At 38.3% G+C, this 21,906-nt stretch carries 19 protein-coding genes; 17 read left to right on the top strand and 2 right to left on the bottom strand.

The window, feature by feature from the left end; translation table 11 throughout:
* The 7 genes from rocF to TJ68_RS07450 form a co-directional block, all read left to right on the top strand.
* Positions 1-920, top strand: a 920-nt coding sequence (gene rocF / locus TJ68_RS07480; protein WP_337587687.1) for an arginase, incomplete at its 5' end; no start/stop codon positions are given.
* Positions 921-1,021: 101 nt separating this feature from the next.
* The gene (locus tag TJ68_RS07475) at positions 1,022-1,960 is read left to right on the top strand and encodes a helix-turn-helix transcriptional regulator (protein ID WP_052327386.1); all 939 of its coding nucleotides are present in this window, start codon (positions 1,022-1,024) and stop codon (positions 1,958-1,960) included.
* A gap of 17 nt (positions 1,961-1,977) precedes the next feature.
* Positions 1,978-2,799 (top strand): diadenylate cyclase CdaA, encoded by an 822-nt coding sequence (cdaA, locus tag TJ68_RS07470; protein WP_040929542.1) that lies wholly within the window; start codon positions 1,978-1,980, stop codon positions 2,797-2,799.
* The gene (locus TJ68_RS07465; protein ID WP_040929541.1) at positions 2,786-3,724 is read left to right on the top strand and encodes a CdaR family protein; all 939 of its coding nucleotides are present in this window, start codon (positions 2,786-2,788) and stop codon (positions 3,722-3,724) included. Before cdaA ends, TJ68_RS07465 begins: the two co-directional genes overlap by 14 nt.
* Before the next feature lie 9 nt (positions 3,725-3,733).
* Positions 3,734-5,080 (top strand): phosphoglucosamine mutase, encoded by a 1,347-nt coding sequence (gene glmM / locus TJ68_RS07460; protein WP_040929540.1) that lies wholly within the window; start codon positions 3,734-3,736, stop codon positions 5,078-5,080.
* 165 nt (positions 5,081-5,245) lie between these two features.
* Positions 5,246-8,938, top strand: coding sequence for a S8 family serine peptidase (locus tag TJ68_RS07455; protein WP_052327385.1), 3,693 nt, complete (start codon positions 5,246-5,248; stop codon positions 8,936-8,938).
* Positions 8,939-8,988: 50 nt separating this feature from the next.
* Positions 8,989-9,504 (top strand): C40 family peptidase, encoded by a 516-nt coding sequence (locus TJ68_RS07450; protein WP_052327384.1) that lies wholly within the window; start codon positions 8,989-8,991, stop codon positions 9,502-9,504.
* A gap of 30 nt (positions 9,505-9,534) precedes the next feature.
* Here TJ68_RS07450 and trhO read toward each other — a convergent pair whose 3' ends face one another.
* Complete coding sequence (gene trhO, locus TJ68_RS07445; RefSeq protein ID WP_040929539.1) at positions 9,535-10,518, bottom strand: oxygen-dependent tRNA uridine(34) hydroxylase TrhO; 984 nt, start codon at positions 10,516-10,518, stop codon at positions 9,535-9,537.
* Positions 10,519-10,679: 161 nt separating this feature from the next.
* Here trhO and TJ68_RS07440 point away from each other — a divergent pair, with 161 nt between their 5' ends.
* The 9 genes from TJ68_RS07440 (at position 10,680) to purD (ending at position 20,952) form a co-directional block, all read left to right on the top strand.
* Positions 10,680-11,330: a DsbA family oxidoreductase gene (locus TJ68_RS07440; protein WP_040929538.1), complete on the top strand. Its 651-nt coding sequence runs from the start codon at positions 10,680-10,682 to the stop codon at positions 11,328-11,330.
* Between the two features lie 144 nt (positions 11,331-11,474).
* Positions 11,475-11,957 carry a 5-(carboxyamino)imidazole ribonucleotide mutase gene (gene purE / locus TJ68_RS07435; protein WP_040929546.1) on the top strand — a complete coding sequence of 161 codons (483 nt, stop codon included), beginning with the start codon at positions 11,475-11,477 and terminating at the stop codon, positions 11,955-11,957.
* Positions 11,944-13,050 (top strand): 5-(carboxyamino)imidazole ribonucleotide synthase, encoded by a 1,107-nt coding sequence (gene purK, locus TJ68_RS07430; RefSeq protein ID WP_040929537.1) that lies wholly within the window; start codon positions 11,944-11,946, stop codon positions 13,048-13,050. The genes purE and purK overlap by 14 nt, the downstream gene beginning before the upstream one ends.
* A 30-nt stretch (positions 13,051-13,080) precedes the next feature.
* On the top strand, positions 13,081-15,243 hold the full coding sequence (gene purL, locus TJ68_RS07425; RefSeq protein WP_040929536.1) for a phosphoribosylformylglycinamidine synthase subunit PurL: 2,163 nt from the start codon (positions 13,081-13,083) through the stop codon (positions 15,241-15,243).
* Between the two features lie 24 nt (positions 15,244-15,267).
* The gene (gene purF / locus TJ68_RS07420) at positions 15,268-16,650 is read left to right on the top strand and encodes an amidophosphoribosyltransferase (RefSeq protein WP_238316066.1); all 1,383 of its coding nucleotides are present in this window, start codon (positions 15,268-15,270) and stop codon (positions 16,648-16,650) included.
* Between the two features lie 2 nt (positions 16,651-16,652).
* On the top strand, positions 16,653-17,672 hold the full coding sequence (gene purM / locus TJ68_RS07415) for a phosphoribosylformylglycinamidine cyclo-ligase (RefSeq protein ID WP_040929534.1): 1,020 nt from the start codon (positions 16,653-16,655) through the stop codon (positions 17,670-17,672).
* Complete coding sequence (gene purN, locus TJ68_RS07410; protein WP_238316065.1) at positions 17,644-18,222, top strand: phosphoribosylglycinamide formyltransferase; 579 nt, start codon at positions 17,644-17,646, stop codon at positions 18,220-18,222. The genes purM and purN overlap by 29 nt, the downstream gene beginning before the upstream one ends.
* Entirely contained in the window at positions 18,219-19,697 is a 1,479-nt protein-coding gene (gene purH / locus TJ68_RS07405; RefSeq protein WP_040929532.1) for a bifunctional phosphoribosylaminoimidazolecarboxamide formyltransferase/IMP cyclohydrolase, read from the top strand. The genes purN and purH overlap by 4 nt, the downstream gene beginning before the upstream one ends.
* 13 nt (positions 19,698-19,710) lie before the next feature.
* The gene (gene purD / locus TJ68_RS07400; RefSeq protein WP_040929531.1) at positions 19,711-20,952 is read left to right on the top strand and encodes a phosphoribosylamine--glycine ligase; all 1,242 of its coding nucleotides are present in this window, start codon (positions 19,711-19,713) and stop codon (positions 20,950-20,952) included.
* A 56-nt stretch (positions 20,953-21,008) separates the two neighbouring features.
* On the opposite strand, the gene TJ68_RS07395 is transcribed toward purD, so the two are convergent.
* Entirely contained in the window at positions 21,009-21,287 is a 279-nt protein-coding gene (locus TJ68_RS07395; RefSeq protein ID WP_040929530.1) for a hypothetical protein, read from the bottom strand.
* A gap of 149 nt (positions 21,288-21,436) precedes the next feature.
* Between TJ68_RS07395 and TJ68_RS07390 the strand changes: the two genes are divergently transcribed.
* Entirely contained in the window at positions 21,437-21,898 is a 462-nt protein-coding gene (locus TJ68_RS07390) for a GNAT family N-acetyltransferase (RefSeq protein ID WP_162138469.1), read from the top strand.
* Positions 21,899-21,906: the final 8 nt, after the last annotated feature.

The raw sequence follows: 21,906 nt of genomic DNA, 5'->3' as shown, positions 1-21,906 counted from the left end.
TGGGTTATCATATGTCATTAAAGATTGACTTAATAGGAGCAACAACAGCATTTGGGCAAGGTAAACCAGGAGTGACTTTTGGACCTGATGCTTTAAGAATCGCAGGCATTGTAGAAATGCTTGAACAAAATGGACATACTGTTACTGATGTTGGAAATATTATCGGTAACTATCCTCATAACTATACTAAACAAAATATTAAAGTAACAGATGATCTTAAAAATTTAGATGAAGTAAGAGACTACTCTGAAGCGTTAGCTAAAGCTACATCTTCAAGTGTAGAAAACAATAAATTTCCTTTAACTATCGGTGGAGATCACTCGCTTGCGCTTGGTAGTTTATCAGGAATTGCACCTCACTATGACAACTTAGGCGTTATTTGGTTTGATGCACATGGTGATTTAAATACAGCAGAAACATCTCCGAGTGGGAACATTCACGGTATGATTTTAGCTGAATTATTAGGTGTAGGTAATGAAAAATTAACGTCGGTGAACGGCTTTAATGCGAAACTTAATTTTGAAAATGTCGTTTTAATCGGAGTTAGAGATTTAGACGATGGAGAAAAAGAATTAATTAAAGAAAAAAATATTTTAACGTTCTCTATGAGTGACGTAAGAGAACTCGGTTTAAATGAGATTTTAAACCGTACTCTAAAACATTTAGAGCATACAGATGGCTTACATTTATCATTTGACGTAGACTCAATTGACCCGATGGAAGTAAAAGGTACAGGTACTAAAGTACCAGGTGGACTATTTACTTCTGAAGTCATCATGTTTATGGAAGAGTTAAGTAAAACAAACAAACTCACTTCAATGGATTTAGTAGAAGTGAATCCTTTACTCGATGAAGAAAATAAGACAGCAGAAACAGCTGTACACGTAACAGAATATTTATTCGGTAAACGTACAAAATAAGCTAGTGCAATTGCACTAGCTTTTTTAACGTTTATTAAACATTGTTGCATTTTGTTATTAAAACGTTCATACTCTAAAAGAGTGAAACGTGAGGTGTACATATGATTGGTAATAGAATTAAAGAATTAAGGAACAATCAAAAACTGACTCAAGAAGAATTGTCTGAAGGCATCGTATCGAGAACGTATTTAAGTTTAATTGAAAAAGGCTCGGTTCAGCCATCGAATAACGTGCTTGTTAAGTTAAGTGAACGACTTGGTGTAAATGTGAATGACTTGATGGTTGAAAGTAAGAACTATCAATACAGTGATATCGATATGAGTCGTGAGATAATTTTTTATGAGAATAAAATTCAAAATGAAGATTTTGACGTCATTGAACAATTTATCGACAACCATTATGAAGAAAAAGAAGATATTAAAAAGTTAGATTTAGCGAGAATTTATTTAATATATGGAGAATATTATTTAAATCGATCTCAATACAAGTTATGTAAACGATATTTAGACGATGCAGCAAATATACTGTTAAAAATGCCTGTGAACGATTATTTTATTCGTTATACGAATGTGATCAGTCGCTACTATGTTAAAAATAATGATTATGATGAAGCACTCGACGTTTTAGAACGTGCACTCGTTGAAATGTCATATACGAATCAGTTTCAACTAGAGTCGATTCAAAACTTATTTTTAATGGCCAATATTTATTTCAATAAAAAGCAGTACTATACAGTACTTAGAATTATCAATAGAATGGAATATCTATCTCGTCAAGTGAATATCACTTATAAAGAGGACGACGTACGTTATATGAAGGGTATTTGCCTGTATCATGAGAAAAAATTTGATACACTAGAACTAATTACAGCACACAAAACTAATGTGTATGATAAAGTATTGTATTCATATTCACTTCTTGCGAAAGGGGACGTTAAGTCTGCGCTTGATATATATGGAACGATTGAATTCACGCGTGAATTCAATGCATTGAATGAGATAATAGACGAACTAGACGAGCGATTCAAATCTATTATCTAGAGAGGAAAAGAAACGACATGCTTATAGGAAAACTATTTGAAGAAACACCAACACTCCATTTAATTACAAGTATTGTCGACTTATTAATTGTATGGTTTGTATTTTATCAATTAATTAATGTGATTAAAGGGACAAAAGCAATCCAGTTAATCAAAGGTATATTTTTCATAATCATCGGTCGAGCAGTTAGTAACTTTTTAGAACTGACGACGACGACACAAATTTTTGACCTTGTACTTCAATGGGGATTCTTAGCAGTAATTGTAATATTCCAGCCTGAGTTAAGACGAGCGTTAGAACAACTCGGACGAGGAAAGATCTTTAAAAAGTCGACGACAAATCGTGAAGACGAATTAGAGAAGTACCGTGAAGAAATGATTACTGCTGTGAAATATATGGCCAAACGTAGAATCGGGGCTTTAATTGTATTTGAACGTGAAACTGGATTAAAAGACTATATCGAAACAGGGACGCCGATGAATGCAGATTTAACTGCTGGATTACTCATTAACGTTTTCGTGCCGAATACACCACTGCATGATGGAGCGATGATTGTACGAGACGATAAAATCGTTACAGCAGGGAGTTATTTACCGCTATCAGAGAGTAATAAAATCGGCAAAGAACTTGGGACTAGACACCGAGCAGCTGTCGGTATTTCAGAAGTTACAGATGCATTTACAATCGTCATTTCTGAAGAGACTGGTGACGTTTCTACGACGATTGACAGCCGTTTAAGAAAAAATTTATCGATAGAAGAACTCGATGAAGAATTAAAGAAGTATTGGATAATGACATCCGTAAAGAAAGACGGAGGTGGTCTATTTGCTAGAAAGTAAACCGGGTATACTTGTCGTATCACTGATACTCGCGTTATTCATGTTTGCGAGCGCAAATAAGATATTTGAAGATTTTAATCTATTTGGACAAAATGGTGGTAATGATACGATTACGATTGAAAATGTACCTGTTGAATTAAAGTACGATGAAGAAGAGTACTACGTGACAGGAGCACAAAAAACAGTTCAAGTGAACTTCTCAGGGACGCCATCAAAGTTAAAGCAAATTCAAGCGACAGATAACTTTAACGTCGTATTAGATCTACGAAATTATGAGCTTGGTGAGTTTGAAGTGACGTATGAAGTAGAAGGAATACCTGATGACATCACAGCAACAGTTTTACCGAAAAAGACAATGGTGTCGATTCAAAACTTAGTCGAACAAACATTTGAAGTTCAGGCGGAAGTAAACGAAAGTCGTTTATCATCTAACTATACAATCGAGTCTATTACGACAGACCCGGAAGTCGTCACTGTTAGAGGTGGAGAAGATGATATGGCACGTATACAGTATGTTCGTGCAATGATTTCTGGCACTGAGAAGATTACTGATGCGATTAGAGAAAGTGCGGAAGTAAGTGTCTTTGACGGTGTATATAACAAATTAGATGTCGTAATCGAGCCACAGAAAGTTGCAGTAGATATTAAAGTGAAAGAAAATAGTAAAGAAGTGCCGGTCTATTTAAATGTTGTCGGCAGTTTAAAAAGTGGATACCAACTCGATGGTATCTCTTTAGAAAATGAGACGATAACAATTTATGGCCCACAAGATATGCTCGATGAAATCGTCGGGGTCGAAGCGGAAATTAATTTAGAAGATATCGACAAATCTGGTAGTTTTAATGTATCACTAGAATTACCGAGTAATATACAAAAAACTGAACCAGCGAATGTAAAAGCTGAAGTCAAAATAAGTAAGAAATAGGAGTTAATTATGGGTAAATATTTTGGAACAGACGGTGTTAGAGGAGTAGCAAACGCGCTTTTAACACCAGAACTTGCATTTAAACTTGGACGTGTTGGAGGCAGTGTTTTACTTGAAAATAGTAAAGAAGAAAGACCGCGCGTTCTGATTGGAAGAGATACACGTATTTCTGGTGAGATGTTAGAATCTGCACTCATTGCTGGATTATTATCAATCGGAGCAGAAGTAATTCGTCTTGGGGTTATTTCAACACCGGGTGTCGCATATTTAACTAAAGATATGGAAGCGGACCTCGGTGTGATGATTTCTGCATCTCACAACCCTGTAGAAGATAACGGTATTAAGTTCTTCCAAAACGACGGATTTAAACTTGACGACGAGACAGAAGCAAAAATTGAAAGTATGTTAGATGAAGATGCTGAATTGCCACGTCCGACAGGAGTTGACGTTGGATTTATAACAGACTTTTTCGAAGGTGGGCAAAAGTATTTAAGTCATTTAAAATCAACGATTGACGGAGATTTACTCGATCAACATATCGTCCTTGACGGTGCGCACGGTGCGACGTATTCACTTGCTCCGTACTTATTCGGTGACTTAGAAGCGGACGTAGATACGATTGGATGTAATCCAGATGGTACAAACATTAACGCTGGATTCGGATCTACACATCCAGAGAAGTTACAAGAAAAAGTAGTCGAACTCGGTGCTGACTTTGGTCTTGCGTTCGATGGAGATGGAGACCGTATCATTGCGGTTGACGAAAAAGGACAGCTCGTCGACGGAGATAAAATTATGTACATCTTAGCAAAAGACTTAAAAGAAAATGGTCTTTTAAATGACGACATGGTCGTAAGTACAGTAATGAGCAACTTAGGGTTTTATCAAGCACTTGAAAAGCTAGATATTAAAAGCGATAAAACAAAAGTTGGAGATCGTTACGTCGTTGAAGAAATGAAAACTCACAACTATAACTTAGGTGGAGAGCAATCTGGTCACATTATTATGCTCAACCATAATACGACAGGTGACGGGTTATTAACAGGTGTACAACTCGCACACATCATTAAGAAAAGTGGTAAGACACTAAGTGAATTACATGGTGAAATGGTGAAATTCCCTCAAGAACTTGTGAACGTAAAAGTTGAGGATAAATATCATGTCACTGATAACGAAAAAGTAAAATCAGTTATACAATCTGTCGAAGAAGAAATGGCAGGCAATGGACGAATTTTAGTTCGTGCATCCGGAACAGAGCCACTCGTACGTGTAATGGTAGAAGCTGAGACAGAAGAACAAGCGAAATCTTATGCAGAAAAAATTGCACAAGTAGTAGAAGAAGAAATGGGATTATAAAAATTTCATTCATATGGAACGCACATCAACTCGATGTGCGTTTTTTATTTCGGATTTTAAAATAATTTTTATAAATTGTATTGCATTAATTTTACTAAAGCGTTAACATAACTGTAAATATCAAATTTTCAGAATTCGATATTAAAATTTTTAGGAGGCTTGTATATGGTAGAGCAACTTAGACGTTTGTTTTTACTGTTCTCGATCGTTCTAATTGTTTTAACCTCGTTCTCGCCACTCGCTAATGCGGCTGAAAATGATTTTGATTTAGACAGTACGCTTAGAGTAGAAGGATTAAAGCACGATGTTAAACTGACAAAAGAACAACTTGAACAACAGCGAGCAATTGCTGAACAATTAGAACTTATTAATGGTCCAGCAACAATCTCTGAAAACTTAGAAGGAGAGACAGGGCAAGTAGATGTAATTGTCCACTACCGTACGCCGTCTGTAGGGTTAGCGAAAGGTATCGCGAATGCGCAAGGCAAAAACTTTACAGCAGCAGACGAAAAGAAGATTAAAAACGATATCGCAAAAGAGCGATTACGTGTTCAAAAAGAAAGAAAGTTTAAGAAGATAAAAGTTAAGGAGAAGAAGAAATACGACGTAGTCTTAAATGCTGAGGCATTAACAGTAGATGCAAAAGACTTAGATAAGCTTATAGAGCTAAAAGATGTTGCATTTGTTGAAAAAGATACTGTTGTAACTTTAGACCCTGAAATTACGAAAGTACATACTCCAGAATCAGCTGAAGTAGCAAAAGGTGAAGATGATGTTTCATCTAACCTAATACCTGCTTTAAAACACCTTGAAATCGAAAAGGTTTGGGAAATCGGTGAAAAAGGTAACGGCGTTAAAGTCGGAGTACTCGACACTGGAATTGACTACAACCACCCAGACTTAAAAGATGTTTATAAAGGTGGACGTAACTACGTAGAAGGTAATGAATACAAATCACCACGTGCAGCAGATGATCCGTATGAAACTAATCCAGCAGAGCGTCCGGACAATGTTCCAGAAGAAAGAAACGGAAGTGAGTACTGGACAACTCACGGTACACACGTAGCGGGAACAATTGCAGCACAAGGTAACAACGAATACGGTGTTGTTGGTGTTGCACCGAACGTTCAATTATATGCATACCGCGTGCTTGGAGCATACGGTAGTGGATATACGAACTGGATTGTCAGTGGTATTGAAGACGCAGTTAAAGACGGCATGGACGTTATTAACTTATCACTCGGTAACAGCTCAGCAGATGAAGCACAAGCAAACTCATTTGCTGTAAACAACGCGATGTTACTCGGTACAGTTGCGGTATCAGCAACAGGTAACTCAGGTCCAAATCGTTCTACAGTTGGAGGTCCAGCTTCAGGTGCGATTGGTATCGGTGTAGGTAACACGACACTACCAGAGTTAAAATACTACGCAAATGTTACGTTAGAATCTGGAGACTATAAAAAAGAGTTAAAAGACGTACTCTTTATGACATACACAATGAATGAAAATCCAGAAGACCAACTGAGCGATACTGAAGAAGTAGTTGCAGTACCGAATGTTGGTAAAGTAGAAGACTTTAAAGGTCTTGATGTAAAAGATAAAGTTGCACTCATTCAACGTGGAGATATTCCATTTGTTGAAAAAATTCAAAACGCTAAAGAGCAAGGTGCAAAAGGAGTTATTATTTATAACTCTGAAAGTGGAAGCGGCGCACCTGGTCCAACAGGATTATTCTTAGGTAAATCATTCCACTACGTACCGACATTAGATGTTGGCTACACTGACGGTAAAGAGTTCAAAGAAGCAATCGACAAAAACAAAGAAGGTAAAGTGACGTTCAACTCATTTAAAGATGAAGTTTCAGGCGGAGACGCAATGAACGATTCATCTTCTAGAGGTCCGTCGAAACCAAACTTTGACATTAAGCCGGATGTTTCAGCACCAGGTACAAACATCTTATCTACAGTACCAGTGTTTAAAGCATTCGATGAAAATATGGATTACACGTATGCATTCGCAGAGTACACAGGTACTTCTATGGCAACTCCACATGTTGCAGGTATTGCAGCGTTAATCTTAGAGTTAAACCCTGATTACACGCCGTTTGACGTGAAATCTGCACTTTCAAACACAGCGAAATTACTCGACACATCTACATTTGATGTATTCGATCAAGGTGCTGGACTTGTACAGCCGTATGCAGCTGCAACGACTGACTCACTACTTAAAGTGAATCATGAAACAGAAATGGATGGAACAGTTCATGAGCATACACGTGGTACAATGTCATTTGGAAAAATGCAAAGTGGTGAATCAAAAACTAAAGAATTATTCATCGAGAATAATAGTGGTTCATCTGTAAACTACAACATCGAAATTGAAATGTTATCAGATGTTGGAATTAACCTTCAAGCGAGCGAAACATCAGTATCAACAGCAGACAATGCGTCTGTAGAGTTTACGATTGATGCTCCTGAAGACACACCAGACGGAACAGAAGTCCAAGGTTACATTCACGTGAAGAGTGACCACGGTGATTACAGCGTTCCATTTGCTGCTTTAATCGGTGACGATGCAGGTGGCGAAAGCATTAAGAAAGTTGAATTACAAGACTTACACATTTCACCAAACGATGACGGCGTACAAGATGAAACTGTACTCGACCTCGAGTTTGGTCAACCACAAAGCTATGCACTTGTTTCATACTTTAACTTACTCGATCCTAAATCTGGTCCAGATAACGACGGGTATGAAGGAACAATTGATTTCTTATTCTTACCAGAATTAAAAAATCAATTACCGATTACCGGTGACATGTACAATATCGTAGATGAAAAACGTGTACCAGGTAAAATTGATGATGGTGTCTACACAGTAGACGTTCTAGCGATTGATGGACAATCTCAATTAAACTCTGAGTTCGATGGTCCATTATTCGTTAAACGTAAAGCGACTGAAATTACAGAAGCAAAAGTTGTAGATGGCAACTTAGATATTACTGTAGACGATCTTTACATCAACGCATTACCAAAACTTAAAGAGCTTTATGGATTAGATTACGATCCGAACTTATTCGTTAAAGGTAAAGTGAAATTAAGTAATGGTGAAGAAGAGTTAACTGGTAACGGACAATTCACTAAAGAAGGTAAGTTCAACTTCGATCAGAAGTTTGATACTGCTTACCACTTAACTATCGACTTTGCGGATGCAGCTGGTAACAGTAAGACATATGAGTACACTGTAAACCCTGCTGAAAATGATGTAAAAGAAGGACATCACGAATTACCAAACGAACCAGCACCAGAGCCAGATCCTGAGCCAGAACCAGAGCCAGGTGATGACGAAGGAGAGTTTGAAGAGGAAGTTGTTTCATTCGATCCAAACAACTATGACGGCTTATTCGTAAATGGTAGAAGTGATGTTGTCGCTGATCTTTCTGAATACAACAGCGTAGCTGTTGAGTTAGATAATAGTGCACTAAACACACTTTCAAAACTTAAAAAGAACAAATCGTTAACATTTGATTTAGGTGGTTACGGCGTTAAGTTTAACGTAGATAACTTCAATGAATTAAATGGCTATGACAACGTATATGTAGTTCTTGAAAGATTTGAATCAGATGGATTATCAGATCAACTTAAAGTAAAACTTATCGTTGAATCAAATGGTGCCGCTGAAGAAGTATCTCAGCTAAATTCAAACTTTGTCGTACTTCTAGAGTCACCAAAACAAAAAGTTAATGTGTTAAATGTTAACTCTGGTGAACAATTCAAAGGTAATGGATTATTTAATAAAAAATCTGGGCAAGTTGAGTTGAAAACTAAAGAGTTTAGCGCATATGTAGTTGTAGAACAATAGTAAGAACGAGCGTAAGCTCGTTCTTCTATTCTTTAGAAGAGGAGGATTATATGAAGAAGCTAATACTTTCTTTTGTTTTATCAGCATGTGCGTGCTTTGTATTATCAAACGAAGCGCATGCATTAATGTTACAGCCGAGTCAGCCATTCTCTGAAGAAGAAGAGGAAAATGATTCTATAACGTATACATATGGAAAGTTTGTAGATGAAGATTTTGTACAACCTGATACTGACGCTGCGGATTTTGCGTTACAACTAGCTGTAGGAAAACGATATGTATGGGGTGGGAACTCTAATACAGAAGTCGATTGCTCCGCGTTTACACAGCAGTTTTTAAGAGAGTTTAGAGGTATTAACGTTTCTAGAACAACTTATGATCAAGTGAGAGAAGGTACACGAGTAGAAAATCCCGAACCAGGAGACTTAGTGTTCTTTAATGACTTTGCTCACGTTGGTGTATATGTTGGAGACGGAATGATGGTCGACGCATTAAATCCAGACGAAGGTGTCGGACTACGTGCAGTATCTTATGTCCATGGTAAAGTGGATGGGTATTACAGATATTAAAAAACACGTCACATAAGTGACGTGTTTTTATTATGCGCGTGGTCCAATCATTTCAGTTTTAGCAAAGTCACTATTACGCATTGCTTCAAGGCGTTCTTCGACTTCTTCTTGTGGAATGTTATGAACCGTAATATATCTATTTCTAGGGTGCTCTGCACATTTCATTGAGCAAGCGCCTAAATGTTTGTGTTGGTTTTCTTCGCTACATAAAATTTGTGCGTTACACTCTGGGTTTGCACAGTTGACGTAGCGTTCACATGGTGTACCGTCGTAATGGTCGACACCGATAACTGTTGGGTCGACTTGGTTAATCGGTACTGTTAGGCGTTCGTCAAATACATACATTTGACCGTCCCATAGTTGACCTTTTGTATTTTCGTCTTTAGCGTAAGTTGCGATACCACCGTGAAGTTGTCCGACGTTTTCTCCAATACCTTCACGTTTTAACCAGCCAGAGAACTTCTCACAACGAATTCCACCTGTACAATATGTTAAAACACGTTTACCTTCAAATAGGTCTTTGTTTTGTCTGACCCATTCTGGTGTATCTCTAAATGTTGAAACTTCAGGTTTAATAGCACCACGGAAGTGTCCAACGTCATATTCGTAGTCGTTTCTTACGTCTAATACGACAGTGTTTTCATCTTGAATGGCTTCCATCCACTCTTCGGGTGATAAATAGTCACCCGTAATTTCGTGTGGGTTAATGTCATCTTCTAAACTTAAGTTCACGAGTTCAGGACGTGGGCGGCAATGCATTTTCTTAAATGCATGTGTATCTGCTTCGTCAATTTTAAAAGGCATTCCTTTAAATAGTGGGTGATTGTTCATGTACTCGATGTACTTTTCAGTCTGTTCGTAATCACCTGACACTGTGCCGTTAATCCCTTCATTCGCGACTAAAATACGACCTTTTAGACCGAGGTCTTTACAAAACTGAAGATGCTCATCAGCAAATTCTACTGGATCTTCAATCGTAACGTAGTGGTAATACAGTAATACTCGATATTTCATTTTGTTTTCTCCTATCATACATATAATTGCAAGTTATACTCGATAGATAATCATGCATTAAATATTATAGCAGAAACGGCCTGTTTTCGCATGATGCTGTTCAAAAAAGTATAATATTTGGTAAAATAAAAGTACGACTATTTGAAATTAGGATGAGCTGTATGAATATAAAAATATATTTAGATATCGCATGTCCGTATTGCTATATCGCAAAAAAGAAATTTGAAGAAGCGTTAAAGGAATTTAACGAAGTCGATTTTGACATCGAATATAAAAGCTTTGAACTCAACTATGAAGCACCAAAATATCCAGAGGAAACGTTGATTACGTCATTATCAGAAAGAACAGGTGTGTCTGAAGAAGAAATTCGCAGACAATACCGTATTTTAATCGAGTCTGCAAAAGCAGAAGGTATTGAATTGAATTTAGAAAACGTTGTGCCATCAAATACACGTGATGCGCATCGTTTATTAAAGTTTGCTATTCAAGAAGGAAAAGGTAGTGAATTGTTAGACGAATTATACTACCGTAATTTTAAGTTGAACGAAAATGTTGCTGATAAAGATGTGCTTTTATCAGTTGCTGAAGCGGTAGAACTCGATAGAGCACGCGCAAAAGAAGTGATTGAAGATGAATCAGAATTTGCTGAACTTGTACTCGAAGACTTTAATTACGGGAAAATTCTCGGCGTTCAAAGTGTGCCACACTTTATTTTTAACGAGCGCTTTAAAATGAACGGAGCAGCTGAAGTAGATTTATATATTTACGCAATTGAAAAAACGTTAGATGATAGGAAAAAGGGCGATTTATAATTTAAATCGCTCTTTTTTATGTTTGTTCTTATCAAAACACAAACATTCGCTTTTAAAAATGAAAAAACGTTCGTATTTTCGGTTTTTTGTCGTTGTTTTATGTGGTATATTATTAATGAATTCTTAAAAAACGGAGTGAGTATTTTGGTAGTTAGTATCGTAATGGGTAGTTCTTCTGATTGGCCAACGATGAAAAAAGCAAAAGACATGCTCGACTATTTCGGGATTGAAACAGATGTCGAAGTCGTAAGTGCACATCGTACGCCTAAAAATATGTATGAATTTGCTACAAATGCAAAAGAAAAAGGAACGAAAGTAATCATCGCAGGTGCCGGTGGTGCGGCGCACTTACCAGGGATGATCGCTTCGATGACGAACGTACCAGTCATCGGTGTACCAATACAAACGAAAGCGTTAAGCGGTATCGATTCGTTATATTCTATCGTTCAAATGCCAGGTGGCGTCCCAGTGGCGACGATGGCAATTGGTGAAGCTGGAGCGACGAATGCTGGAATTTATGCGGCGAAAATGATCGCGATAGAAGACGAATCAGTCTATGACAAATTAGAAGCATACACAAAATCATTAGAACAAAAAGTGGAGGATATGCAAAATGACCTCAAGTAAGACGATATTACCAATGAAAACAACCGGGATTATCGGTGGTGGACAGCTCGGTAAAATGCTCGCACAAAGTGCCCTTCGAATGGGTTATAAAGTTGCGATTTTAGATCCATCTGAAGATGCCCCTGCTCGTGCGACGTGTCACGAATTTATTCATGCGGACTTTAGTGACGAAAGTGCACTCAAACAACTTGCAGAAATGTCAGATGTTCTAACGTATGAATTTGAAAACATCGATGCACATTTACTGAGAGATTTAGTTGAACATCACTACGTTCCTCAAGGTGCAGAGACAGTACTGACGCTTCAAGACAGAGAAACTGAAAAAGCAGCAATTCAAAAATCAGGAGCGACAGTCGTACCGTATCAAACGACGAATACAAAAGAAGAATTGCAGCAGTTTATAGAAAAACATGATTACCCTGTAATCGTGAAAACTGCAACAGGTGGCTATGATGGTAAAGGGCAATATTTAATTGAGTCAGAAGAGGATATTAAAGACGTGCCATTTGGAGACGTTGAACTCGTTACAGAAAAATATATCGACCTAGAACGAGAAGTGTCGTTAACAGTAGCAAGAAGCGCAAGTGGTGAAACAGTCGTCTTCCCACTTCAAGAAAACTTACATCGAAATCAAATTCTATATCGTACGATTGCACCGTCAAGAATTGACGTATTTGAAGAGGCTAAGCGACAAGTTGAACTCATTATGGAAGAGTTACTATTCGTCGGAGTCTTCACAGTAGAATTTTTCGTCGACAAAGACAACAACGTCTACGTCAATGAAATCGCACCACGACCTCACAACTCAGCACATTATACGATTGAAGCGTGTAACATCAGTCAGTTTGACGCACATATATTAGCGGTATGTGATTTACCATTACCAGAAGTTTATCAGCATCAGCCAGCGATTATGATGAACTTACTCGGACAAGATTTAGATCGCTTAGAAGATGAACTATATAAGCATTCAGACTGGAACGTTCACTTATATGGAAAATCTGACCGTAAACCTGAACGTAAAATGGGCCACGTCACAATACTCACAGATGAAATCGAAACGACATTAAACGATATTAAACAACATTTCTAAAATAAGAAATTAAAACGTTGGAGGAAAATAATGACTAAATTTAATGAACCTACTGCACAACAAATTGCCGATGAGAAACTATATACACAAATGGGATTACGTGAAGATGAGTACGACAAAGTCGTTGAGTTATTAGGAAGACAACCAAACTACACAGAAACTGGAATTTTTGCGTCTATGTGGAGTGAACATTGTAGTTACAAAACATCAAAAACATTTTTACGCCAATTCAACTCAAAAGGTGAACGCGTATTAATGGGGCCTGGTGAAGGTGCAGGAGTTGTGGATATTGGCGACAATGAAGCGGTCGTATTTAAAGTAGAATCTCATAACTCTCCGTCAGCAGTTGCACCGTTCCATGGTGCTGCGACTGGTATTGGTGGAATTTTACGTGACATCGTATCAATCGGTTCAACACCAATTGCGCTCGTAAACTCTCTAAGATTTGGTGAGTTAGACAATGATAACAGTAAGTGGTTATTAAAAGAGGCAACAGACGGTTTACAATTTTATGGTAATACGATGGAAATTAGCTCTGTAACTGGAGAAGTAGAATTCGATGAACGTTTCCAAGGACGTCCGCTCGTTAACGCGATGGCAGTCGGTTTAATTAATCATGATGACATTCAAAAAGGGCTCGCACAAGGTGTCGGGAACAAAGTCGTTTATGCAGGTCTTGAAACAGGCAAAGACGGTATTTTAGGTGCGTCATTCTCAAGTGAAGAGTTAGGTGAGGACCGTAAAGTAGAAATTCCAGATACACAAGAAGGGTACCCAGAAATCGGTAAACGTTTAATGCACGCAACACTTGAAGCAATCAAACACGATAAACTTGTCGGTATTCAAGATATGGGTGCAGCGGGGCTTACTTCATCTTCAGCAGAAATGGCAGCTAAAGGTGGATACGGTATTGAAATGCATTTAGATAAAGTACCTGTATCTGACGATACGATTTCACCATTTGAAATGATGTTATCTGAAACACAAGAGAGAATGCTTCTCGTCGTAGAAGACGGTTCAGAAGAAGAGTTCATTAAAATTTTCGAAAAACATGACTTACCAGCTGCAGTGATCGGTGAAGTTACTGAAGGTGAATCACTCGTTTTATATTACGAAGGTGAAAAGTATGCAGACCTTCCAACAGAACATTTAGAAAACGCACCAGAAGTTATTTTAGAAGGTAAAGAAAGAGAATTAGATGAAAGAAGAGTAGACTATAGTAACGAAGATTTAGTCGACGTCTTTAAACAACTCATTCACCATCCAACACTTGGAGATAAGTCATACATTTACAACAAATTCGATCGTAAAGAAGACACGCTACAAGGTTCTGGATTTGGTGCAGGAATTGTCCGTATTGGAGACAGCAATAAAGCGATTGCTGTAGCGATTGACGGTAAAGGACGTTACGTAGAAGCAGATCCATATAACGGTGGTAAAGAGACAGTATTACACGCGTTTAGAACGACACTTGCAACAGGTGCGTTACCAATTGCGATGACGGATGGTCTGAACTACGGTAACCCTGAAAATAAAGAAATGTATGAAATTATTAAACAGTCAACTAAAGGTATGGCTGAAGCATCAGTTGCTGTAAATACACCAGTAATTTCAGGAAACGTTTCGTTATATAACGAGACAAAAGACGGCCCAGTATTACCGACACCAATTATCGGTATGGTCGGTTTAATTGAAGACGTGACGTATTTAACTGAGCGATTTGTAAAAGAAGGCGATAGCATTTACGTCGTAGGAGAATTAACACCTGAATTTAGCGGAAGCCAAATCGAAAAACTCGTCGACAATACAGTGCGTCATACAGAACGTACGGTAGATTTAGATAAAGAATACGCACGTGGTATGGAGTTAAGACAATTATTATTAGATGGTGATTTAGAAAAAGTTGCGCCGATCGGTCGTGGTGGTTTCATCATCAAACTTGCACAACTCCTATCGCACTATGACTTAGGTGCAGACGTTCAATTAGACGTTCGTGGTGATTTATTATTCAGTGAAACAGCAGGTACGTATATCGTAGTTGGTAAAAAAGGATTAAATATTAAAGACGCTGTAGAAATCGGTACAGTGACAGGTGAAAACTTCAAAGTGAAAGCAGATGGTTTTGAATTAGACTTACTGATGTCAGAAGTGAAAGAACTTTACGAAACAGCAATTACAAGTCGCTTAAATTAAGAATAACTGGGGGAGGAATTTAGCGTGTTTGGTATATGGGGTCATGAAAATGCATCAGAACTCACATATATCGCGCTCCATAGTTTACAACATCGAGGACAAAACGGTGCAGGTATCGTCGCATCAAATGAGGACTACTTATTTGGTGCGCGCGGTATGGGCCTTTTAAATGATGCGATATCTAAAGAACAGCTCGAGTCATTAAAGCCGTTTAAAAATGCGATTGGACACGTCCGTTATGCGACAAAAACTTCGTCTGAACTCGCAAACGTCCAACCGATATTACTAAAAAGTTATTCTGGTGACTTAGGTATATGTCATAACGGTAACTTAACGAACGCGATACAATTACGAAAAGCTTTAGAATCTGAAGGGTCAATCTTTCAAACGACAACAGATGTCGAAGTGATGGCTCATCTTTTAAAACGATCTAAAGCAAGAACAAATAAAGATAGAATTAAAAGTGCACTTAGACAAGTCAAAGGTGCTTTTGTATTTTTACTACTACAAGAAAACAGTTTAACGATTGCAATGGATAACCACGGTGTCCGTCCGTTAATGCTCGGACGAATCGACGATGCGTGGTGTGTGGCGAGTGAAACGTGTGCATTTACAGCAATCGGTGCGGAGTATGTCCGTGATATTGAACCAGGTGAATTTATAACGATTACTGACGACGGTATCGACTTTGATAAGTATTCTTATGTCGAGCGTCCAAATTTATGTTCGATGGAATATATTTATTTTGCGCGCGCAGACTCAGAGTTTCGTCATCAGTCCACATACCGTATTCGTAAAGCACTCGGAGCTGCCCTTGCGAAGGAGTTTAAACATGAAGCGGATCTCGTTATCGGGGTGCCCGATTCAAGTCTCGCTGCAGCGAGAGGTTTTTCATCAGAATCTGGTATTAAACAAGAAGCTGGGCTACTTAAAAATAGATATGTCGGACGTACGTTTATTACACCAGGTCAAGAAGCTAGAGAACGTGCAGTACGGATGAAGTTATCTCCGGTGAGAGATATTGTTGAAGGGAAACGCGTCATCGTCATAGATGATTCAATCGTTAGAGGGACGACGAGTAAGTATATCGTTCGTGCACTGAGAAAAGCAGGCGCAACGGAAGTACACATGGGTGTCTCTTCGCCGCCGTTAAAAGATCCGTGCTATTACGGTATCGACGTCTCGACTCATGCAGAGATTATCGCTTCAAAGAAGTCTGTTGAAGAAATCTGTGAAGAAATTGACGCAGATTCTCTGACGTATTTGTCAGTTGAAAGCATGCATGACGTCTATAGAAAATTCGGCTCTAGAGGTGAGTGTGACGCATGCTTTACAGGAGATTATCCGATTGAAGTTGTGGACGACTTATTACCACAAGAAAAAGAACAAAAATCTAAAGGAGTTTAATTATGTCTGAGCAATATAAACAAGCTGGCGTAGATATTGAAGCAGGGTATGAAGCGGTTAAACAAATGAAAGTGCACGTGCAACAAACGATGCGTAAAGAAGTGCTCGGAGGTCTTGGAGGCTTCGGTGCAGCGTTTGATTTATCGCAGTTAAATTTAAAAGAACCGGTACTCGTGTCTGGTACAGACGGTGTTGGTACGAAGTTACAACTTGCGATCGATTCAAATCGCCACGATACGATTGGGATTGACGCAGTTGCGATGTGCGTGAACGATATTTTAACGACAGGTGCAGAGCCGCTGTACTTTTTAGACTACATCGCTGTAAATAAAGTTGTGCCTGAGCAAGTTGCTGATCTCGTTAAAGGTGTTAGTGAAGGATGTAAACAAGCAGGATGTGCGTTAATCGGTGGAGAAACTGCTGAAATGGGTGATATGTACGACGAAGGTGCATATGATATCGCAGGATTTGCTGTCGGTGCGGTTGAAAAAACAGAATATGTTGATTTTGATAGCGTCAATGCAGGAGACATCATTATCGGGTTACCATCAAGTGGTATTCATTCCAATGGATATTCACTCGTACGTAAAATCATTAAAGATAACAACGTCGACGTAAACGATACGTTAAACGGTACGCCGTTAATCGATTTACTACTCGAGCCAACTCGAATCTACGTCAAACAAGTTCTTAAACTCCAAGAAGACGTTAAAATTAAAGCGATGAGCCATATTACAGGTGGAGGTTTCTATGAAAACATTCCACGTGCGTTACCAGAAGGGCTCGGAGCTGAAGTGGATGTGACAGATGTTAAAGTACCTGAGATTTTAGAATGGTTAATCGACAAAGGAAACATTAACCGTGACGAAGCGTATAACGTCTTTAACATGGGCGTAGGTTTTATGATTGTCGTCGACGAAAACGATAAAGACAAAGCACTTGAAAACTTAAAAGCGTCAGGTGAAAGTCCAGTCGTTTTAGGTAAAGTAGTGAATGAAGAAGGACTTACAATCCATGGTTAACGTTGCGGTATTCGCTTCAGGAAGCGGAAGTAACTTTGAAAATATCGCGACGAGCGACTTACCACTGTCTATAAAAGTATTAATTGTCGACAATAAAGACGCAAAAGCAATTGAACGCGCAAAACGTTTAAATGTACCGTATGAAATTGTCGAAAGAAGCGGTAAAACGAAAAAAGAGTTCGAAGCTGAAATATTAAATGTTTTAAAAGACAAAAATATCGAGTACATATTACTCGCAGGATTTATGAAAATTTTATCGGCAGAATTTATCGAACGATACGACCGTAAAATTATTAACATCCACCCGTCGTTATTACCGAGCTTTAAAGGTAAAAACGGCATATTAGATGCTTATAATTACGGTGTAAAAGTCAGTGGAGTTACGGTTCATTACGTCGATAGTGGTATCGATACTGGTGAAATCATCGACCAAGAACCAGTAGTTTTAAAAGATGACGATACGTTAGAAAGTTTTGAAGAGAAAATTCATGAAGCCGAATATAAATTATATATTCGCGCGCTTAAAAAAGTGTTGGAGGTAAAAGAATGAGAGCGTTACTCAGTGTTTCAGATAAGACAGGAATTACTGAATTTGGACAGAAACTCGTAGATAACGGCTACGAATTATTTAGTACAGGAGGTACGCTTGAAGCGTTAGAAAAAGCGAACGTCCCTGTAAAAAGTGTGTCAGAACTCACGCACTTCCCTGAAATTATGGATGGCCGAGTGAAGACATTACATCCAGCAGTACATGGTGGTTTACTTGCAGATCGTAGTAAACAGTCTCATTTAGATGAATTAAAAGAGCAAGATATTGAGTTAATCGACATGGTTGTCGTTAACCTTTATCCGTTTGAAGAAACGGTAAAAGATGAAAACGTAACGATTGAAGATGCGATTGAAAATATCGATATCGGTGGTCCGACGATGTTACGTGCAGCGGCTAAAAACTATAAACACGTACTCGCAGTCGTCAATCCAGCTGATTACGATGCGGTCATTAGCCGAATTCAAACAGATGACTTAACAGAAGAATTTAGAAGAGAGTTAATGGTTAAAGTATTTAAACATACGACAAATTATGACCAAGCGATCACAAACTTCTTTAGTCAAGCTGAAGAAACACTTCGTTATGGTGAGAACCCTCACCAAAAAGCACGTTATATTCGTACGACAAGTGCACCGAACACGATTTTAAATGCAAAGATTTTAAACGGAAAAGAGTTATCATACAACAACTTCCGTGACGCAGATAGTGCGTATTTACTCGCGCGTAAATTTAACGGTCCTGCAGCGGTTGCTGTTAAACATATGAACCCGTGTGGTGTCGGCGTTGGCGATACGATTTACGACGCGTTTCAAAATGCGTATGACGCAGATCCACAGTCAATCTTTGGTGGAATCGTTGCGTTAAACAAAGAAGTTGATTTAGAAACAGCAGAAGCATTAAGCAAAATCTTTTTAGAAGTGATTATCGCACCGAAATACACTGCAGCGGCATTAGAAAAACTTCAAGAGAAAAAGAACTTACGTGTATTAGAAATTGACTTCACTGAACAAACAGGCGATGAAGAAATCGTTAGCGTTTCAGGTGGGTATTTAATCCAAGATAGGGATAACGCTCCGTTAAATATGGATGACGTAACAGTCGTAACGAAAAAAGAGCCGACAGACAGTGAATACCGTGCACTTGCTCTCGCGTTAGAAGTTGTTAAACACGTAAAATCAAACGCGATTGTGCTTGCTGATGAGCATCGTACAGTCGGTATTGGTGCAGGACAAATGAACCGTGTCGGTGCGTTAAAAATTGCGATTGAACGTGCAACAAAAGAGTTAGATGGAACAGTCGTTATGGCAAGTGATGGGTTCTTCCCAATGCCAGACTCTGTACAAGTCGCACACGAAGCAGGCATCAAGGTAATTATTCAACCAGGTGGATCTAAGCGTGACCAAGATTCAATCGATTACTGTGACGCACATGATATGACGATGGTCACAACTGGTATGAGACACTTTAAACATTAGGAGAGAATAATTTATGAATACTTTAGTTATTGGAAGTGGTGGGCGAGAGCATGCGATTGTGCGTGCATTGAATCGTTCAGATAGAGTAAATGAAGTATTTGCGTTACCTGGGAATGACGGAATGACGGAAGCGACGCTTGTCGAAGGCATCCCAGTTTCTGAATTCGACCAAATTGGTGAGTTTTGTAAAGAAAACAGTGTTGAGTGGGTCGTTGTTGGTCCAGAAGATCCATTATCTGAAGGCATTGTAGACGGACTTGAAGACAAGTTTAACTTAAAAGTATTTGGCCCTAGAAAACTAGAGGCACAAATGGAGTCTTCTAAATCATTTACAAAACACTTAATGAAAAAATACGACATTCCAACAGCAAGTTACGAAGTGTTCACAGATAAGGCGAAAGCAACTACGTACTTAGAAAATGGAGATTTTCCAATCGTCATTAAAAAAGACGGACTTGCAGCAGGTAAAGGGGTTATCATCGCTCAAGATTTAAGCGAAGCAAAGAAGGCGCTTGATGAACTGATGGAAACTGACGGCGAAGTCGTCATCGAGGAATTTTTAGACGGTGACGAATTTAGTTTAATGGTCCTCGTAAATGGTGATACGTTCACGCCATTTAACATTATCGCACAAGACCATAAACGTGCATTTGATAACGATGAAGGACCAAATACTGGTGGAATGGGTGCATATGCGCCTGTAGATTATATTTCTCAAAATATAATCGATGAAGCGGTAGAAAAGATCGTACGTCCGACGGTAAACGCGATGGTCGAGGAAGGATTAAATTATTTCGGGGTTCTTTATCTCGGTGCTATTATTACAAAAGACGGGGTAAAAACAATCGAATATAACGCAAGATTCGGTGACCCAGAAGCACAGATTCTTCTCGATTTATTAGAAACAGATTTTGTCGAATTGTTAGAGAATATGTACAATAAACAGCCTCTTCAATTATCGTTTAAAGATGAATATGCGGTTGGAGTCATACTCGCTTCAGAAGGATATCCAGGTGATTATGAGAAAGCAAAAGAGATCATAATCGAAAAAGATACGATGGCAGACATTTACGTCAGTGCATTAAAGCATTTAGACGGCGACACATACGAGTCAAATGGTGGCCGTGTATTACTTGCGATTGGACGCGGAGGTACAATCGAGGAAGCAAAAGAAAATGCGTACGACACATTATCTAAAGTGAAATACGAATCATCAGATTTCTTTTATAGAAAAGATATCGCATATAAAGCATAAAAAATATCCTCTTAAGTTTATTACTTAAGAGGATATTACTATGTAATCAATAATAATTACTTCTGATGTGCTCTTACATTTTTATCAGTAAAGCCTTTGAAATGGTAAAACGCGCCGTAAATTAAAGCGAATGGTAAAACGAATAAGATGAGGAAGAAAATACTTCCAACAAACTGTCTAAAACCAAATTCGTTAAAGAATTCTCCGCTCGTCGCGTCAAGTAATGGTGGTAGGAATGCGAAGTAGTAAATCGCTCCCAAAACAATAAAAGCAAAAATGTAAAAAATAAAATTCTTAATGTGGTACGGTTTTGTGTCTTTATCGTACTTAAACATTTAGGCACCGCCTTTTTTAAAATTGTCTTCAAACTTGATATATATATCTGTATAATATCATGTATAAGAAATATTTTAAAGCACTGATTTTAATAAGGAAGATGAAAATGGGGATAAGAAAAGGTAAAAATTCTGATATTGACGACATAATGTCAATAAAAAATGCCGTTGTTATACTGATGAAAGAAAGCGGAAACAACCAGTGGAGCGAAAGTTATCCAGCACGTGACACGCTTTTAAATGACATAGAGAACGAAAACTTATACATTTATGAAGAAGATGGGAAAGTACTTGGATTTATCGTTGCAGATAATCATCATGCATATGAGTACGACGATATCCCTTGGGAACTGGCGAGATTAGATAGTATTGCTTTTCATAGAGCAGCAGTCGACCCAAGAGCTCAAGGACAAGGTATCGCATCGAAACTATTTGACGAAGTTGAAGCGCACTTTAAAAATGAAGGGTATCTCGGTGTCCATACGGACACCAATCTAAATAACTTTCCTATGCAAAGTCTATTCGAAAAGCGCGGATACGAGTACAGAGGTAAACTAAACCTTCATAACAATTTAAATGAATGGTACGTTGCATACGAAAAGGTGTTTTAGAAATTAAA

Origin of the sequence: Nosocomiicoccus massiliensis (assembly GCF_000438455.1) — a bacterium.
Taxonomy (GTDB): domain Bacteria; phylum Bacillota; class Bacilli; order Staphylococcales; family Salinicoccaceae; genus Nosocomiicoccus; species Nosocomiicoccus massiliensis.
This window is presented reverse-complemented; position numbering and strand designations above follow the sequence as displayed.

Excerpts from the sequence above, each read along its gene's own strand:
- TJ68_RS07475 (WP_052327386.1), top strand. The coding sequence starts at position 1,022 with ATGATTGGTAATAGAATTAAAGAATTAAGGAACAATCAAAAACTGACT.
- cdaA (WP_040929542.1), top strand. The coding sequence starts at position 1,978 with ATGCTTATAGGAAAACTATTTGAAGAAACACCAACACTCCATTTAATT.
- glmM (WP_040929540.1), top strand. The coding sequence starts at position 3,734 with ATGGGTAAATATTTTGGAACAGACGGTGTTAGAGGAGTAGCAAACGCG.
- TJ68_RS07455 (WP_052327385.1), top strand. The coding sequence starts at position 5,246 with ATGGTAGAGCAACTTAGACGTTTGTTTTTACTGTTCTCGATCGTTCTA.
- TJ68_RS07450 (WP_052327384.1), top strand. The coding sequence starts at position 8,989 with ATGAAGAAGCTAATACTTTCTTTTGTTTTATCAGCATGTGCGTGCTTT.
- trhO (WP_040929539.1), bottom strand. The coding sequence starts at position 10,518 with ATGAAATATCGAGTATTACTGTATTACCACTACGTTACGATTGAAGAT.
- TJ68_RS07440 (WP_040929538.1), top strand. The coding sequence starts at position 10,680 with ATGAATATAAAAATATATTTAGATATCGCATGTCCGTATTGCTATATC.
- purK (WP_040929537.1), top strand. The coding sequence starts at position 11,944 with ATGACCTCAAGTAAGACGATATTACCAATGAAAACAACCGGGATTATC.
- purL (WP_040929536.1), top strand. The coding sequence starts at position 13,081 with ATGACTAAATTTAATGAACCTACTGCACAACAAATTGCCGATGAGAAA.
- purM (WP_040929534.1), top strand. The coding sequence starts at position 16,653 with ATGTCTGAGCAATATAAACAAGCTGGCGTAGATATTGAAGCAGGGTAT.
- purN (WP_238316065.1), top strand. The coding sequence starts at position 17,644 with ATGAAGAAGGACTTACAATCCATGGTTAACGTTGCGGTATTCGCTTCA.
- purH (WP_040929532.1), top strand. The coding sequence starts at position 18,219 with ATGAGAGCGTTACTCAGTGTTTCAGATAAGACAGGAATTACTGAATTT.
- purD (WP_040929531.1), top strand. The coding sequence starts at position 19,711 with ATGAATACTTTAGTTATTGGAAGTGGTGGGCGAGAGCATGCGATTGTG.
- TJ68_RS07395 (WP_040929530.1), bottom strand. The coding sequence starts at position 21,287 with ATGTTTAAGTACGATAAAGACACAAAACCGTACCACATTAAGAATTTT.
- TJ68_RS07390 (WP_162138469.1), top strand. The coding sequence starts at position 21,437 with ATGTCAATAAAAAATGCCGTTGTTATACTGATGAAAGAAAGCGGAAAC.